Raw genomic sequence first — 13,336 nt, 5'->3', positions numbered from 1 at the left:
TGCCACGGCCCCTGTCTCCAGGCCGGGTGGAGGAAAGACGATGCGACCTGCTCGACGCGGACTCCTGGTGCTGGCGACCGCGCTGATCGTCGGCCTGCCGACGGCCGCGCACGCCGACCTCGGCGGCACGGCCGGCGAGAGCCCGTCCGGCAAGAGCCCGTCCGGCCCCTGGCCGGCCGCGCTGGCCGGCAGCGCGCGAGTGGTGAAGGAGCGCCGGCTCGGCCCGCGCATGCTCGACATCCAGGTGTCGTCGCCCTCGGTCAACGCGATCCTGCCGGTCCGGCTGCTGCTGCCCCGAGGCTGGTCGAAGCGGGCCGGGCGCACCTGGCCGGTGCTCTACCTGCTGCACGGCGGCGCCGACAACTACACCTCGTGGACCCGGATGACCGACATCGAGGAGATGGCCGAGGACCTGGACGCGATCGTCGTGATGCCCGAGGCGGGCCGCGCCGGGAACTACTCCGACTGGTACAACGGCGGCAGGGGCGGGGCGCCCGCCTGGGAGACCTTCCACACCTACGAGGTGCGCCGCCTGCTGGAGATCGGCTACCGGGCCGGCGGCCGCCGGGCCGTCGCCGGTCTGTCCATGGGCGCCTACGGCGCGATGAAGTATGCCGCGCGGCACCCCGGGATGTTCCGCTTCGCCGGCTCCTACAGCGGCGTCATGTCCACCCGCCTGCCCGGCATCCCCGAGCTCATCATGAACGCGCAGACGGCCGAGCGGAAGGACCCGAAGGCCCTGTGGGGGGACCCGGTCAAGAACTGGCGGGTCTGGCGGGACAACGACCCCGCCTACCTGGCCAGGAACCTGCGTGGGACGAGCGTCTACATCTCCAGCGGCACCACCAGCCGGCTCGGCGAGCTCGACCCGCCCGGCGCGCCCTGGAGCCCCGCCCACCTCAGCGAGCCGATCTCCGCCTACACGGCCAAGGACCTGATCGCCAAGCTCCGTCGGTACGGCGTCAAGCCCGTGGTCCACCTGTACAAGGACGGCACCCACACCTGGCCCTACTGGACCCGCGAGTTCAAGCGCTCCTTCCCGATGATCCTGGCGGCCCTCGGCCTGGAGGGCGGCGGCCCGCCCTCCTCGCCGGATGAGCAGGCGCCCCCGCAGGACGAGGTGGACGACGGCATCGGGGACCTGCTCGGCCACCGCTCCTCGATCGTCATCTCCGGCGCCGGACCCTCCCGTTAACCTCCGGGCCCTCCGCTCCGTCAGACGTCCCGCTCGGGACGGCGGACGTAGACCTGGTCCCCTGTCTGGATCATCCGGAAGAGGGGCTTGGCGTTGTGGAGCGGGACGCGGATGCATCCGTGGGACGCGGGGTGGCGCGGGACCCGCTCGGAGCCGTGGAAGCCGATGCCGCCGTTGAAGTAGACCGTGTAGAACTGCTCGCCCAGGGGCCCGGTGGTCCATCCGGCCGTCCGCCACCAGGCGCGGAAGTCACCGGTGGGCGTGACGGCGACCCCACAGTGGCCTTTCTTGCAGTAGGACTCGCCGTTACCGGTCGAAATGTGGGTGACCAGCGCGGGCCTGCCGCCCTTCCAGGCCGTGAGCAACTGGCGGCGCAGGTCGATCTCCACCCGCGCGGGCCCGCCGTAGCTCACCAGCGGCCTGATGCGCGCCGGACGGGCCAGCGCCCGCCAGGTCGGCAGGTCGACCTGGTCGACGGGGGGCAGCCCGTTCGCCTTCTGGAAGGCCCACACGGCCACGCGCAGCGCGGGGTCGTATCCGGACCCGGCGGACCCCGGGCTGAAGCCCAGCCGGTCCAGCCGCCTGCGCACCTCCTCGACCCGGACTCCCTCGTCGCCGAGACGCAGGGTGGGCCACCGCGGCGGCGCGGGGGCGGCCCCGGCCTTCGGCGGCTGAGGAGTCGCTCCGGAGGCCGGCGCGGGGCGCCCGGAGCTCCGCGGCGAGGCGATGCCGGTGTGCGCGAGGATCAATGGCAGTGACACGGCCAGGGCGACGGCCGTGCCCGCGATCAGGAGGAAATGAACAGTTCTTCGCATGTTTCGCTTCCAACCGCTCTCGGGCGGAATCAGCTAGCAGGAATATGAGTATTCACGGTCCGCCACGGCTGAACGCACCAGCGCGACCGCCTCTTTCGCGCATCCCCAGGAGAAACTGAATCCGGCCCCACCGTGCGCGAAATTGTAAATGACCTGGTCCGCCTCATCCCACTCCAGGCAGACATTCTCATTCCGGAATGGCCGCAGTCCGGCCCGGACCGGCTCATCCGGGTCTATTCTGGCGTTCCGGAGTGCGGGCATGAACGCCAGGCAGCGCTCATACATCTCCCGCACGGGCCGATGATTGTCCAGATTGATGCCGGTGTCCCACTCGTCCTTCTCCGCCAGTCCGCCGAGAACGAGAAGCCTCTGGTTACGCGGCACGATGAAGACGATGTCCTGCTCGTCCTGGCCCTCGACGTGGGAGACGCAGTGGGCCTCGCTGATCCGGGGGCCGCCGAGCCCGCCGTTGCGGACCCGCACGAGCGCGCCGCGCAGCGGATACATGCCGATCCCGCGGAGCTGGGCGGTGCCGAGTCCCGCGCAGCAGACGATCACCTCGGCGCCGAACCGGTTGAGCAGCTCGGCTCTCCGCTCGGCCAGCGTCCCCTCGACCCGATACCGCCTGACCTGCACCCCGTGGGCCTTGACCTGGCGCATCAGCCACGCCATGTACTGGTCGGTGTCGATCATCGGGGCCATGTGGGAGTAGGCGTCGACCACGCCGTATCCGGGGCTGACGCCGTTGCGCTCGGCGAGCGACGGGTCGCGGACGAAGCCGCGCACCTTCCCCGCCAGCTCCTCCATCTTGTGCAGGTCGTGCGGGCTCTCGTCGACGGGGCGTCTGAAGTAGAAGTTGGATCTCCGCATGGCCACCCCGGGGACCCTGGCCCGCGCCAGTTCCTCGAACATCCCGTAGGAGGTGACGCACCACTCCTTGGAGCGGGCGAGGGAGATCTGGTCGTGGTGGTAACCGCACACCGCGGGCGGCCACTCCCACAGCGCGCCCGCGACGACCGAGACGATCTCGGGCGCGAACTTCTCCGCGATCACGGTGACGCGGAATCCCTCCCTGGCCAGACAGAGCGCGGTCGTCAATCCACTCACACCGGCCCCGACGACGAGAACCTTCTCCGAATTCGCGCGCACCTGGGAAAGCCTTCTTTCTTCAGTCCGTCCAGCTCGATCAGTTTTGGACGTGGCCGGCCACGGGAGGTCGGCGCGACGGACACCGAAACTCCCCCAGGTTAAATGGGGGTGTCCGCGGATTCCGGAACGGAGACGGGCCGGGCCCGGGGCGGGGTCGGCCGCGGATCGTTGGAGAAGCATTACCGATCAGCACGGCGAACCGGATCGAACGGGGACGGAGCCACGTCCCGGCCGACGCCCCGGATGACGGGCGCTTGACGGCCGGCAGGATTTCCGCCGTGGATCCATTGGCCGCGCCGGGCCGGTGTTGACGCGTTTTTGGCCGGCCCCCGGCGGTCACGGCGGGGGGAAGGGGGCTGGATTGCCTGCGTTCGGCGCAGGCTCGCCTATATGCCCTCGGTGGGGTCGTTGGAGGCGGCAGCCGACGCGGCCCGTCCGGCTGAGGGCGGACCGGCGACCGGGCCGGCGCGGCTGAGAGCAGCGGCCCGCGCCCCGGGGGAAACGGCTGAGTGCGGCGCCCCGCGCCCCGGTGGGAAACGACGGGCCCGCGACCCCGGTGCTGGGGTGCGGGCCCGTCGGCGGTGGCACTGAGGTCAGGCGGTGGTGAGGTAGACCTGGCTGAAGACCTCGGAGATCTTCTTGAGGTCGGTGGTCACGTCCACCTCGGGGGTGGTCGGGTTGTAGACCGCGGCCAGGCGGCGCTTGATCGGGTTGAGCTTCTTCAGGTCGTCCCAGGCGGTCAGCCGGTTCACCGTGCCCTGGGCGTTCTGGACGCGGGTCCAGAGGTTCACCTGCTGGGCGGCGCCGTCCATGACGGGCGTGGACGCGCGGGTGGCGACCTGCTCGGGCGTCACCTGGCCGACCAGTCCGGTCTCCTCGGCGGCGACCTGGGCCAGGACGTCCCAGGAGCGGGCCCGGACCTGGATCCACTGGTTGCGGTGGGCCTTCTCGGCGTCGATCTTCCAGGTCTCGTAGCCGCCGTACAGCAGGCCGGTGTCCAGGGAGATCTGGTCGGCGCGGCCGGCGCTCAGCAGGGTCTCGACCCGCTCCGGGACGACCAGCGGGTAGCGCTTGCGCATCTCGGTCTTGCACGCCTCGTCCGCGCCGCAGGCGAGCTCGGGCACCACCGTGTGCACGCCCAGCCGCTTGCCGGGGGCCGCCTGGCGCAGCGCCGCCGAGGCGGCCGTGACGAAGGCGGTGATCTCCTCGTCCGTCTTGAACGTCGTGTTGTAGCCGAGCTGCGAGGTGAACCGGATCCCGGCCACCTCGGGCCGGGCGGCCAGCGCGCCGACCCGCTTGACGGCCGCGGCGAACTGCGTGGCGCCCGCCTTCCAGTCGTCGGCCAGCTCGGTGTCGAGCCAGACCCGGATGCCGGTGGCCTTGGCGGCGACGACCGCCTGGCCGGCGGGGGTCTGCGCGGCCGCGGCGATCTCCTGCTCCGTCGTGGCGAAGCTCTGCGTGGCCGCCGTCTTGGCGGGCGAGGTGGAGGGGGCGGCGGCGCTGCCCGGCTCGGGCCGGCTCGGCGTGCCGTCGCCGCCTATCTCGTTGCCGTCGACCGAGCACTGCTGGCCGGCCTCGCACTCGGGCGTCCCGCCGTCCTCGGCGCCCTCGGGGGCCGGGGAGTTCTCGTCGCCGACGGTGTCGTCACCCTCCAGCGCCGGGCAGGAGCTTCCGGGGGCGGAGCAGTCGATGAAGTTACCCTCCGACGGGGTGGCCTCCTTGAGGCTGGCCCCGTCGTCGCTCAGCCAGAACATCGCGACGCCGAGCGCCTCCTCGGGCTTGGCCAGCCAATGGCACACGACGTATGCCGGGGTGTCGGCGCTCATCAGGTCGTTGCAGCTACGAGGGTCGTCCTGCGAGTAGGCGGCGACCGCGGGGGTCACGACCCCGGCGACCGTGAGCATGGCACCGACGGCGAGGGCCCGTCGCAGCGTGAATCGCATGTTCTGAAACTCCCCGGTAATGCCAGCCAAAACGGTTGCCTCGCACTCTACAGAGATCACCATCACCCCAACAGGGCCTGACACTAAAACGTCAAATTCCAGACATGTCCTGTCCAATTACGGCAAGAACGGACTGATCATCGCCGGTCCCGGGGCGACCGGCGACAAGTCCCGCCGGGGAGCCACCCGGAATCGACGGTCGTCGCGGAGGCGGGCGGGCAGGCGGTCCCCGCCGGGGAGCCACCCGGAATCGACGGTCGTCGCGAGGGCGGGCGGGCGGTCCCCCGCCGGGGACGGGACGTCCGCAGGTCAGACCCCCAGCGCCTCGCACGCGCGCCCCACCCCGTCCTCGGCGCGGAGCCGCTCCCCCAGCCGAGCCGCCGCCGCCCTCATCCGCCCGTCCCGTACGGCCTGCGCCACCCTCCCGGCCAGTGCCTCCACGGTGACCTTCCGCACCGGCAGCGGCGCGGTCCCCGCGCCCAGCAGTGCCACCCGGGCGCCCCAGAACGGCTGGTCGGAGAAGAAGGGGCAGACCACCCCCGGGACCCCCGCCCGCAGCCCGCTCCCCGTCGTACCGGCCCCGCCGTGATGCACCACCGCGGCCATCCGCGGGAAAAGCCATCCGTGGTCGGCGTCGCCGGTCACGAACATGTCCTCCGCCCCGCCGTACGGCATGCCCTGGAGGACTCCCCGCACCCCGGCCCGGCGCAGCGCCGCCACCACCGTCTCCGCCATCGCGCCGGGGTCGGCCGGGACCATGCTGCCGAACCCCACGTAGACCGGTGGCGGCCCGGCGTCCAGGAACGCCGCCAGCTCCGGAGCGGGCGCCCAGGCCCGCTCCAGCGGCCAGAACCCCGTCAGGTGCACGTAGCCGGGCCAGTCCACCGGGCGCGCGACGACCGAGGGGCTCACCCCGCACAGCACCGGCACCCGGCCGGCCCGCGCCTGCCGGAAGGGGCTGCCCCGCATGGGGCCGAGCGCGAGCACCCTGCCCCGCACCCGGTTCACCATGCGGCCGAGCAGCAGCCAGCTCACCCCCTCGACCAGCGCGTAACTGGCCCGGTTGCCCGCCCTGCCGAGGGTGCGCAGCGGGACCAGCGGGTTGGGGAAGGCCCCGGTGGGCTCGCTGGGCTGGAAGTGGAGCAGCGCGTACGGCATGCCGTACCGCTCGGAAAAATGGTGCCCGAAGCCGCCCAGCGCGGGCGAGAGCACCAGGTCCGCGCCGGAGCAGGCCGCGTCCACCTCGGCGACCAGCCGCTCGGCGAGCGGCTCCACGATCCTGCGGAACCCCCGGACGAATCCGGCCGGGCCGCTGCGCAGCCACGCCTGCCCCTCCTCGGACTCCACGATCTTCAACGGGTCGACGCTGATCGGGGCGGACCCGAGCCCGGCCTCCTCGACCAGCCCGCCGTACCGGGCGGCGGCGACGACCGTGACCTGGTGCCCCCTCGCGGCGAGTCCCGCCCCGAGCGCCACGCAGGGCTGGGTGTCGCCCCGCGACCCGAAGGCCAGGACCGCGACCCTCACCGGAGGGTCACCAGGCTCACGACGGCGCCGACCACGACCAGGCCGGCCGCGGTGAGCAGGCCGGCGGAGTAGCCGGCGGTGAAGCTCGCGGAGCTGTTGACGATCACCCCGATGACCGCGATGCCGAACAGCCCCGACATCTCACGTGCCACGCTGAACACTCCTCCCGCCACTCCCGCCCTGGACTCCGGGACGGCCCCCAGCACCGCCGAGCCCAGCGGCATGGTCAGCGCCGAGCCGATCCCGATCACGCACACGGCGGGCAGCAAGTCGGCCCAGCCGTCCCCGGGCCGCAGGAACCCCACGGCGGCCATGCCCGCGGCGACCAGGAGGAGCCCCAGGGCGACCGTGCGGCCCGCGCCGATCCGGCGCTCGACGGCCGGGACCAGCGGCGTGACCACGACGACGAGCAGCGCCAGCGGGACGAACGCCAGCCCCGACATGGTCGGGCTGAAGCCGAGGACCCCCTGCAAAAACAGCGCCGTGAAGAAGAACACGCCGTTGACGCCGAGCCCCCAGAGCACCTGGGCGGCCACCCCGCCGGTGAACGCCCGCGACCGGAACAGCGCGAGATCCACCATCGGGTCCCTGCCGAGCCTCTCGACGGCGACGAAGACGACGGCCGCGACCACGCTGACGGCCGCCGCCGCCGGGATCACCGGAGTGGTCCAGCCCAGCTCCGCCCCGAAGGTCAGCGCGAACGTGCCCGTCGACAGGACGACGACCGACGTCACGACCCCGGGGACGTCCACCCGGGCGGCCGCCCCGTCACGTGACTCGGGGATCGCGACGGCCGCGAGCGCGATGACGAGCGCGCCGAGGGGGACGTTGAGCAGGAAGACCCAGCTCCAGTGGGAGTGCTGGGTCAGGTAGCCGCCGACGACCGGGCCCAGGGCCAGCGCACCCGCCCCCGAGGCCATCCAGACCGCGACGCCGGCCGACCGCCGCCGGTCGTCGTTGCCGACCGAGACCACCGCCAGCATCGCGGGCAGGATCAGCGCGGCGCCGGAGCCCTGCACCAGCCGGGCGGCGACGAGCGCGCCCGCCGAGGTCGCCAGCCCGGCGGCGAGGGAGGCTGCCGTGAAGACCGCGAGCCCGGCGATGAGGACCCTGCGGCGGCCGTAGACGTCGGCCAGGCGCCCTCCGGCGAGCATGAAGCCCGAGAAGGTGAGGACGTAGCCGGTGACGATCCATTCGAGCGCCGCCAGGGACGCGCCCAGCTCGGCCTGGATGGTGGGCAGGGCGACCGTGACGACCGTGTTGTCCAGGGTCGTCACGAACCCGCCCAGGCCGACGACCAGTAACAACAGACCGTGCCGGGCGGGCCGGACCGGGGCGGCGCCCTCGGGGCCGGCGGCGAGGTCGCTCACTCCCGTACCTCCACCCACTCCCAGCCGGACCCGTCCGGCTTGGGCCGCACGACCCTCGTGGTCCGGGTCCCCACGGGGACCCAGCCGCCGCCCCCCTCCTCGATCTCCTGCCTCTGCTCCCACACCCCTTCCGGCTCCCGCACCGGTTCGGGCACCGGTTCCGGCTCCGGTTCCCGCACCGGCTCCGGTTCCCGCACCGGTTTCCGCACCGGCTCCGGCTCCGCTCCCGTCCGCCGGGACACGCCGCGCTCGGACTCGACCGTCGGCGGTACGGCATGCGCGGCCGGGGGCTCTCCGGCCCGTGCTCCGTTGACCGGCCCCGGACGGGACTCCGGACGGGCCTCAGGACGATGCTCCATGGCCGGTACGGCGGGTCCGACCGGCCGGCCGTCCTGCCGGACGAGCGGCTCAAGCTGGTCGATCAGATGGCTGCTGACCAGTGGCGTGCTCCGCGCGCCGGGCGCGTCCCCGGCGCCCGCCGTGGGAGCGGGCGTCGTGGCCGCCGGGGCGGCGGGGGCGGGTCCGGGACGCGGGCCGGGATCGGGAGGCGCCGGGTCGGGACGCGGGTGCGATTCCAGCTCCGCCCCGGAACGCGGGCGGGGGGCGGGCGTCGGCTCGGGACGCCGGTGCGGATCGGGACGCGGGCCGGAGGCGGGAGGCCCCGGGGCGGGACGGGGGTGCGGATCGGGCTCCGGCCGTACCCGGATGACCGGGGGCGGGGGGAGCTCCGGGCGGGGCGGCACGGGCGGGGCCGGCCTGGGGACGGGGCGGCCGGGGATCGGGGAGTGCACCGGGGAGTGGCGGGCGGGCCCCACGGCGTCCTGGACGGTGAGCAGGGGCTGCGGCGGGGACGGATCCTCGTGCTCCTCGGCCCAGTGCCAGCCCGGGCCGTCCAGGTTGGGCTTGATGACCTTCTTGACCTTGCGTGCCCGGGCCGGCTCGCGCTCCGGCGGGCCGGAGGGCTCCGCCGGGGTGGGAGGAGGCGAGCCGGGGTCGAGTCCCGGAAGGGGGTAGGGGTTCGACCGGTGCTGCCGGTGCCGGGTGTCCGAGGCCCGCGACGGCTCGGCCCGGGGCTCCGGACGCGAGGGGCGGGGAGGGGGCGGCGGAGCCGGAGTCACCCGAGGAGGGGCCGGACGCGAGGGAGGTGAGGGCGCGGGGCGAGGCGGGGTCGCGGGGCGGGGCGGAGCGGTGATCTGCGGGACCGGCGGGGAGGTGTCCAGGCGGTGCGCCGGGGTGACGTAGCGGCCGCCGGGGCCGTCCTCGCGCTCCACGGTGACGTAGGTGGGGGCGATCTCGGCGGGGCGGTGGTCGCGGACGTCGTGCTCGCGGATCTCGATGCGCCGGTGGATGCCCCGCAGGAAGTCCGGCAGCCACCAGTTGGCGTTGCCCATCAGACGCATCGTCGCGGGCACCAGCAGCGCCCGGACCAGCGTGGCGTCCACCACGATGGCCACGAACATGCCGACGCCGAGCATCTTCACGATGGTGATCCCGGCGGTGGAGAACGCCGCGATGACCACGAGCAGCAGCAGTGCGGCGCTGGTGATGACCCCGCCGGTCCGCTCCAGGCCGACCGCCACGGCGGCGGTGTTGTCCCCGGTCCTCAGCCACTCGGCGCGGACCCGGCTGAGCAGGAACAGCTCGTAGTCCATCGACAGCCCGAACACCACCGCCAGGATCAGCACGGTGATGGTCGCCTCGATGCTGCCGGTCGGGGTGAAGCCGAGCAGTCCGGCCAGGTTGCCGTCCTGGAAGGCCCAGACGATCACGCCGAAGGACGCGCCCAGGGACAGGACGTTCATCAGGATCGCCTTGATCGGCAGCAGGACCGAGCCGAACGCGGCGAACAGCAGCACGCCGGTCATCAGGCAGACCACCAGCGCGGTCCAGGGCAGGGTGGACTCCAGGCTGGCCTGCAGGTCGAGCTGGGCGGCGGTGGGGCCGCCGACGACCACGTCCTGGAAGTTCCGCTCCAGGGGGAGGTCACGGATCCGCTCGACCAGCGCGCGGGCCTCCTCCGACATCGGGTCCCTGTCGTAGCGGACCGCCAGCCGTATCGCGCCGTTGTTCTGCGAGATCCCGGTGACGTCCACGCCGGTGACGTGGTCGAGCGCCTCCAGCCTCTCCACGAAGGGCCTGACGTCCAGCGGGCCGACCTCGGTGACAGGGGTGATCCCCGAGTTGCCGACCCCGAGGGGGCCGCGCCGCGTCCCCACGTCCGAGGTGAGCGCGCCGGGCGCCGCCACGGTCATCGGCCCGACGAGGTCGCGTTCGACGAGCACGATGACCTCGATCGGCGACATCGCGTTCCGGGCGAACCTCGCGTTGATCTCCTCGGCGACCTGGCGGCTCTCGAACCGCTCGGGCAGCACCCGGTGGTCCACACTGCCGAACCGCGCGTGCAGGAACGGCGCGGCCAGCGCGATCAGCACCACGCCGACCCCCACGAGATAGGCCACGGGCCGGCGCATCACGCTGGAGGCGACCGCGTGCCAGGTCCCGCTGCCACCCTTGTGCCTGCCGAAGTCGGGCACGACCCGGACCGCGTCGACCTTGGGCCCGAGCACGGCCAGCAGCGCGGGCAGCACGATCAGCGCGGCCGCCATCGCGACCAGCACCACCGCCGCCGCGCCCAGGCCGATCGAGCGCAGGAACATCTGCGGGAACAGCAGCAGCCCGCTGAGCGAGGTGGCCACGGTCAGTCCGGAGAAGGCGACCGTGCGGCCGGCCGTCGCCATGGTCCGCACGACGGCCGTCTCCACCGGCGATCCCCGGCGGATCTCCTCGCGGAAGGCGTTCAGCACGAACAGCGAGTAGTCGATGGCCAGGCCCAGGCCGAGCATCGTCACCACGTTCAGCGAGAAGACCGAGACGTCGGTCACCTCGGTGAGCAGCCGCAGCAGGAAGAGCGCGCCGGCCACCGCCACCAGCCCGACGACCAACGGCAGCCCGGCCGCGACCAGACTGCCGAAGACCATGACGAGCAGGACGAGCAGGACCGGCATCGACAGGGCCTCGGCCTGCTGCAGGTCGGCGCCGGTCTGCGCGTTGAGGTCCTTGAGCAGCGGGATCGGGCCGCCGACCTTGACCGTGTATCCGGCCGGCGCCTCCCTGAGCCGGTCCTTGATCTGCTCGTAGCCGCTCTGTCTCGTCAGCTTCCCGCCGCGCAGGGTGATCAGGGCGTAGGTGGAGTGCCTGTCCTCGGAGACGAGTTCCTTGGCCTTGGTCGTCCAGTAGGTGGAGGTCTTCGCGACGCGCTCGGCGGGCAGCGCGCGGAGCGCGGCGTGCACGTCCCGCTTGAACTGCTCGTCGCCCGCCTCGAACGTCGGGTGCGTGTAGAGGACCACCACGTCGGGCGCGCTGCCGCCGAACCACTGCCCGCTCCATCGGGCGGCCGAGGTCGACTCGGCACCCGGATCCTCGAACCCGCCGTCGGCCATCCGCCCGAACAGTCCCAGTCCGAGGTATCCGGCGACGACCGTGAACACCGCTCCCAGCACCAGCAGGGACCAGCGTCCGCGGTAGACGGTCCGCCCGAACGACTCGAACATCAGACGCCGGCGTCCCTGGGTCCGGCCTGCCGCGCGCCGAAGGCGCCGTCCAGGTAGGCCCGCACGCACGCCCTGCGGGCGATCTTCCCGCTCGACGTGCGCGGTACGGCTCCCGCCTCGGTCAGCACGAAGTCGTGCAGCCGCAGGTCGTGATTCTTCGCGACGGCGGCGCGGACGTTGGCCGTGATCTCGGCCAGGTCCCGCCCGTCGGCCCTGCGTGATCGTTCGGCCACCACGACCAGGCGTTCGGTCTCCTCCCCGGCCACCGCGAACGCCGCCACGTGGTCCCGGCGGACGGCCGGGTCGGCCTCCTGCACGGTGACCTCCACATCCTGTGGATAGTGGTTGCGCCCGTCGACGATGATCAGATCCTTGATCCGCCCGGTGATGTAGAGCTCGCCCCCGTGGATGACGCCCAGGTCACCGGTCCGCAGCCAGGTGCCGTCCGCGCCGTCGAGCACGTTGCCGAAGACCTCGGCGCTGCGCTCCTCGTCCCGCCAGTAGGCCCGCGACACGTTCGGCCCCTGCACCCAGATCTCGCCGACCTCGCCGTCCGGCCTGGCCGTACCGGACTCCGAGGCGATGACCACCCGCTGGCCCGTCGGCACCCCGCAGGAGACCAGGTCGCTGACCCGCCCCCGCCCCGTGTACGGCACGGCCCGCCCGGCGGTCAGCTCGTCCCTGTCGAACAGGGTCACCCGGGCCGGCAGGTCCCGGTCCATCACCGTGACGAAGACCGTCGCCTCCGCCAGGCCGTACCCGGGGGTGTGCGCCTCGGGCCGCAGCCCGCACCCGGCGAACGTCTCGGAGAACCGGTCGATCGTGCTGCCCCGCAGCGGCTCGGCACCGTTGAGCATGACCGAGACCCCGGACAGGTCGAGCGTCGCCTTCTCCTCGTCGGTGACGCGGCCGGCCGTGTACTCGTAGGCGAAGTTCGGGCCGCCGGTGAACACGTCGTCGTACTCGCTGAGCATCCGCAGCCACCGCACCGGATGCATGACGAACGCCACCGGGTCCATGAACACCGCCTGGTTGCCGCCCACCATCGGCGCGGCGACTGTGGCGATCAGCCCCATGTCGTGGAAGAGCGGCAGCCACAGGGCCGCCGTCGACACCCGGGGGGTGGCCCGGAACGCCTCCCAGAGCTGCCGGGCGTTCGCGGTGAAGTTGGCGTGGCTGATCTCCACCCCGGCGGGGGCGCGGGTCGAGCCGGAGGTGTACTGCAGGTAGGCCAGGTCGTCGAGCCCGATCGGCTCGGGCTCCCACTCGTCGGCGAGCAGGTCGGAGACCGTGTCCAGCGTGATGACCTGCTTGGGCCGGGGCGCGGACCCGCCGTCCAGGAAGGCGTGGACGCTGTCCAGCGCGGAGGTCGTGGTCAGCACGCAGACCGGGTCGGCGTCGGCGTAGGCCCGGACCAGCCGGTCGGCGTGGCCCGGCAGGTCGGGTGCGAACAGCGGCACCGCGACCACCCGGGCGTACATCGCCCCGAGCATCGCGACCACGTACTCCAGCCCTTGCGGCGCCAGGATCGCCGCCCGGTCGCCGGGGAGCGTCACCTCGCGCAGCCGTACGGCCAGCGCCCGCGCCTTGAGATCCGCCTTCGCCCAGGAGAGCGTGTGCTTCACCCCGTCGTGCCCGGCGGAGTAGTCCAGGAAGGTGTACGCGGGAGCGTCCGGGATCTCTCTCGCCCACCGCTCGACCTGGGCGATCAGCGCATCGCTCATGTTCAAGGTCCCCTCGCCGAGATACAGGGACCTAGCAAGTTACGTCAGGCGACTCCGACAGT

The 13,336-nt window shown here is 72.9% G+C and carries 8 protein-coding genes; 1 reads left to right on the top strand and 7 read right to left on the bottom strand.

What is annotated here, in order from left to right:
* Positions 1-40 precede the first annotated feature (40 nt).
* Positions 41-1,195 (top strand): alpha/beta hydrolase, encoded by a 1,155-nt coding sequence (locus tag J2S55_RS19860; RefSeq protein WP_306863092.1) that lies wholly within the window; start codon positions 41-43, stop codon positions 1,193-1,195.
* Between the two features lie 20 nt (positions 1,196-1,215).
* Here the strand turns inward: J2S55_RS19860 and J2S55_RS19855 are convergent, their stop codons facing one another.
* From J2S55_RS19855 to J2S55_RS19825, 7 genes are all read right to left on the bottom strand, one after another.
* Positions 1,216-2,010, bottom strand: a complete 795-nt coding sequence (locus tag J2S55_RS19855) for a L,D-transpeptidase family protein (protein ID WP_306863081.1) — start codon at positions 2,008-2,010, stop codon at positions 1,216-1,218.
* 33 nt (positions 2,011-2,043) lie between these two features.
* Complete coding sequence (locus tag J2S55_RS19850; RefSeq protein ID WP_306863078.1) at positions 2,044-3,159, bottom strand: FAD-dependent oxidoreductase; 1,116 nt, start codon at positions 3,157-3,159, stop codon at positions 2,044-2,046.
* Positions 3,160-3,752: 593 nt separating this feature from the next.
* A complete protein-coding gene (locus tag J2S55_RS19845; RefSeq protein ID WP_306863076.1) occupies positions 3,753-5,102 on the bottom strand; it encodes a hypothetical protein in 1,350 nt (449 codons plus the stop codon).
* Between the two features lie 309 nt (positions 5,103-5,411).
* The gene (locus J2S55_RS19840) at positions 5,412-6,629 is read right to left on the bottom strand and encodes a glycosyltransferase (RefSeq protein WP_306863072.1); all 1,218 of its coding nucleotides are present in this window, start codon (positions 6,627-6,629) and stop codon (positions 5,412-5,414) included.
* Positions 6,626-7,999, bottom strand: coding sequence for an MFS transporter (locus J2S55_RS19835; RefSeq protein ID WP_306863069.1), 1,374 nt, complete (start codon positions 7,997-7,999; stop codon positions 6,626-6,628). Before J2S55_RS19835 ends, J2S55_RS19840 begins: the two co-directional genes overlap by 4 nt.
* A complete protein-coding gene (locus tag J2S55_RS19830; RefSeq protein ID WP_306863066.1) occupies positions 7,996-11,550 on the bottom strand; it encodes an MMPL family transporter in 3,555 nt (1,184 codons plus the stop codon). The genes J2S55_RS19835 and J2S55_RS19830 overlap by 4 nt, the downstream gene beginning before the upstream one ends.
* Positions 11,550-13,274: a fatty acyl-AMP ligase gene (locus tag J2S55_RS19825; RefSeq protein WP_306863063.1), complete on the bottom strand. Its 1,725-nt coding sequence runs from the start codon at positions 13,272-13,274 to the stop codon at positions 11,550-11,552. The genes J2S55_RS19830 and J2S55_RS19825 overlap by 1 nt, the downstream gene beginning before the upstream one ends.
* Positions 13,275-13,336: the final 62 nt, after the last annotated feature.

The sequence above is a fragment of the Streptosporangium brasiliense genome, from assembly GCF_030811595.1.
GTDB classification, from domain to species: domain Bacteria; phylum Actinomycetota; class Actinomycetes; order Streptosporangiales; family Streptosporangiaceae; genus Streptosporangium; species Streptosporangium brasiliense.
This window is presented reverse-complemented; position numbering and strand designations above follow the sequence as displayed.

What these genes read in the sequence shown, in the direction of transcription:
- J2S55_RS19860 (WP_306863092.1), top strand. Translation starts at nt 41, where the DNA reads ATGCGACCTGCTCGACGCGGACTCCTGGTGCTGGCGACCGCGCTGATC.
- J2S55_RS19855 (WP_306863081.1), bottom strand. Translation starts at nt 2,010, where the DNA reads ATGCGAAGAACTGTTCATTTCCTCCTGATCGCGGGCACGGCCGTCGCC.
- J2S55_RS19845 (WP_306863076.1), bottom strand. Translation starts at nt 5,102, where the DNA reads ATGCGATTCACGCTGCGACGGGCCCTCGCCGTCGGTGCCATGCTCACG.
- J2S55_RS19830 (WP_306863066.1), bottom strand. Translation starts at nt 11,550, where the DNA reads ATGTTCGAGTCGTTCGGGCGGACCGTCTACCGCGGACGCTGGTCCCTG.
- J2S55_RS19825 (WP_306863063.1), bottom strand. Translation starts at nt 13,274, where the DNA reads ATGAGCGATGCGCTGATCGCCCAGGTCGAGCGGTGGGCGAGAGAGATC.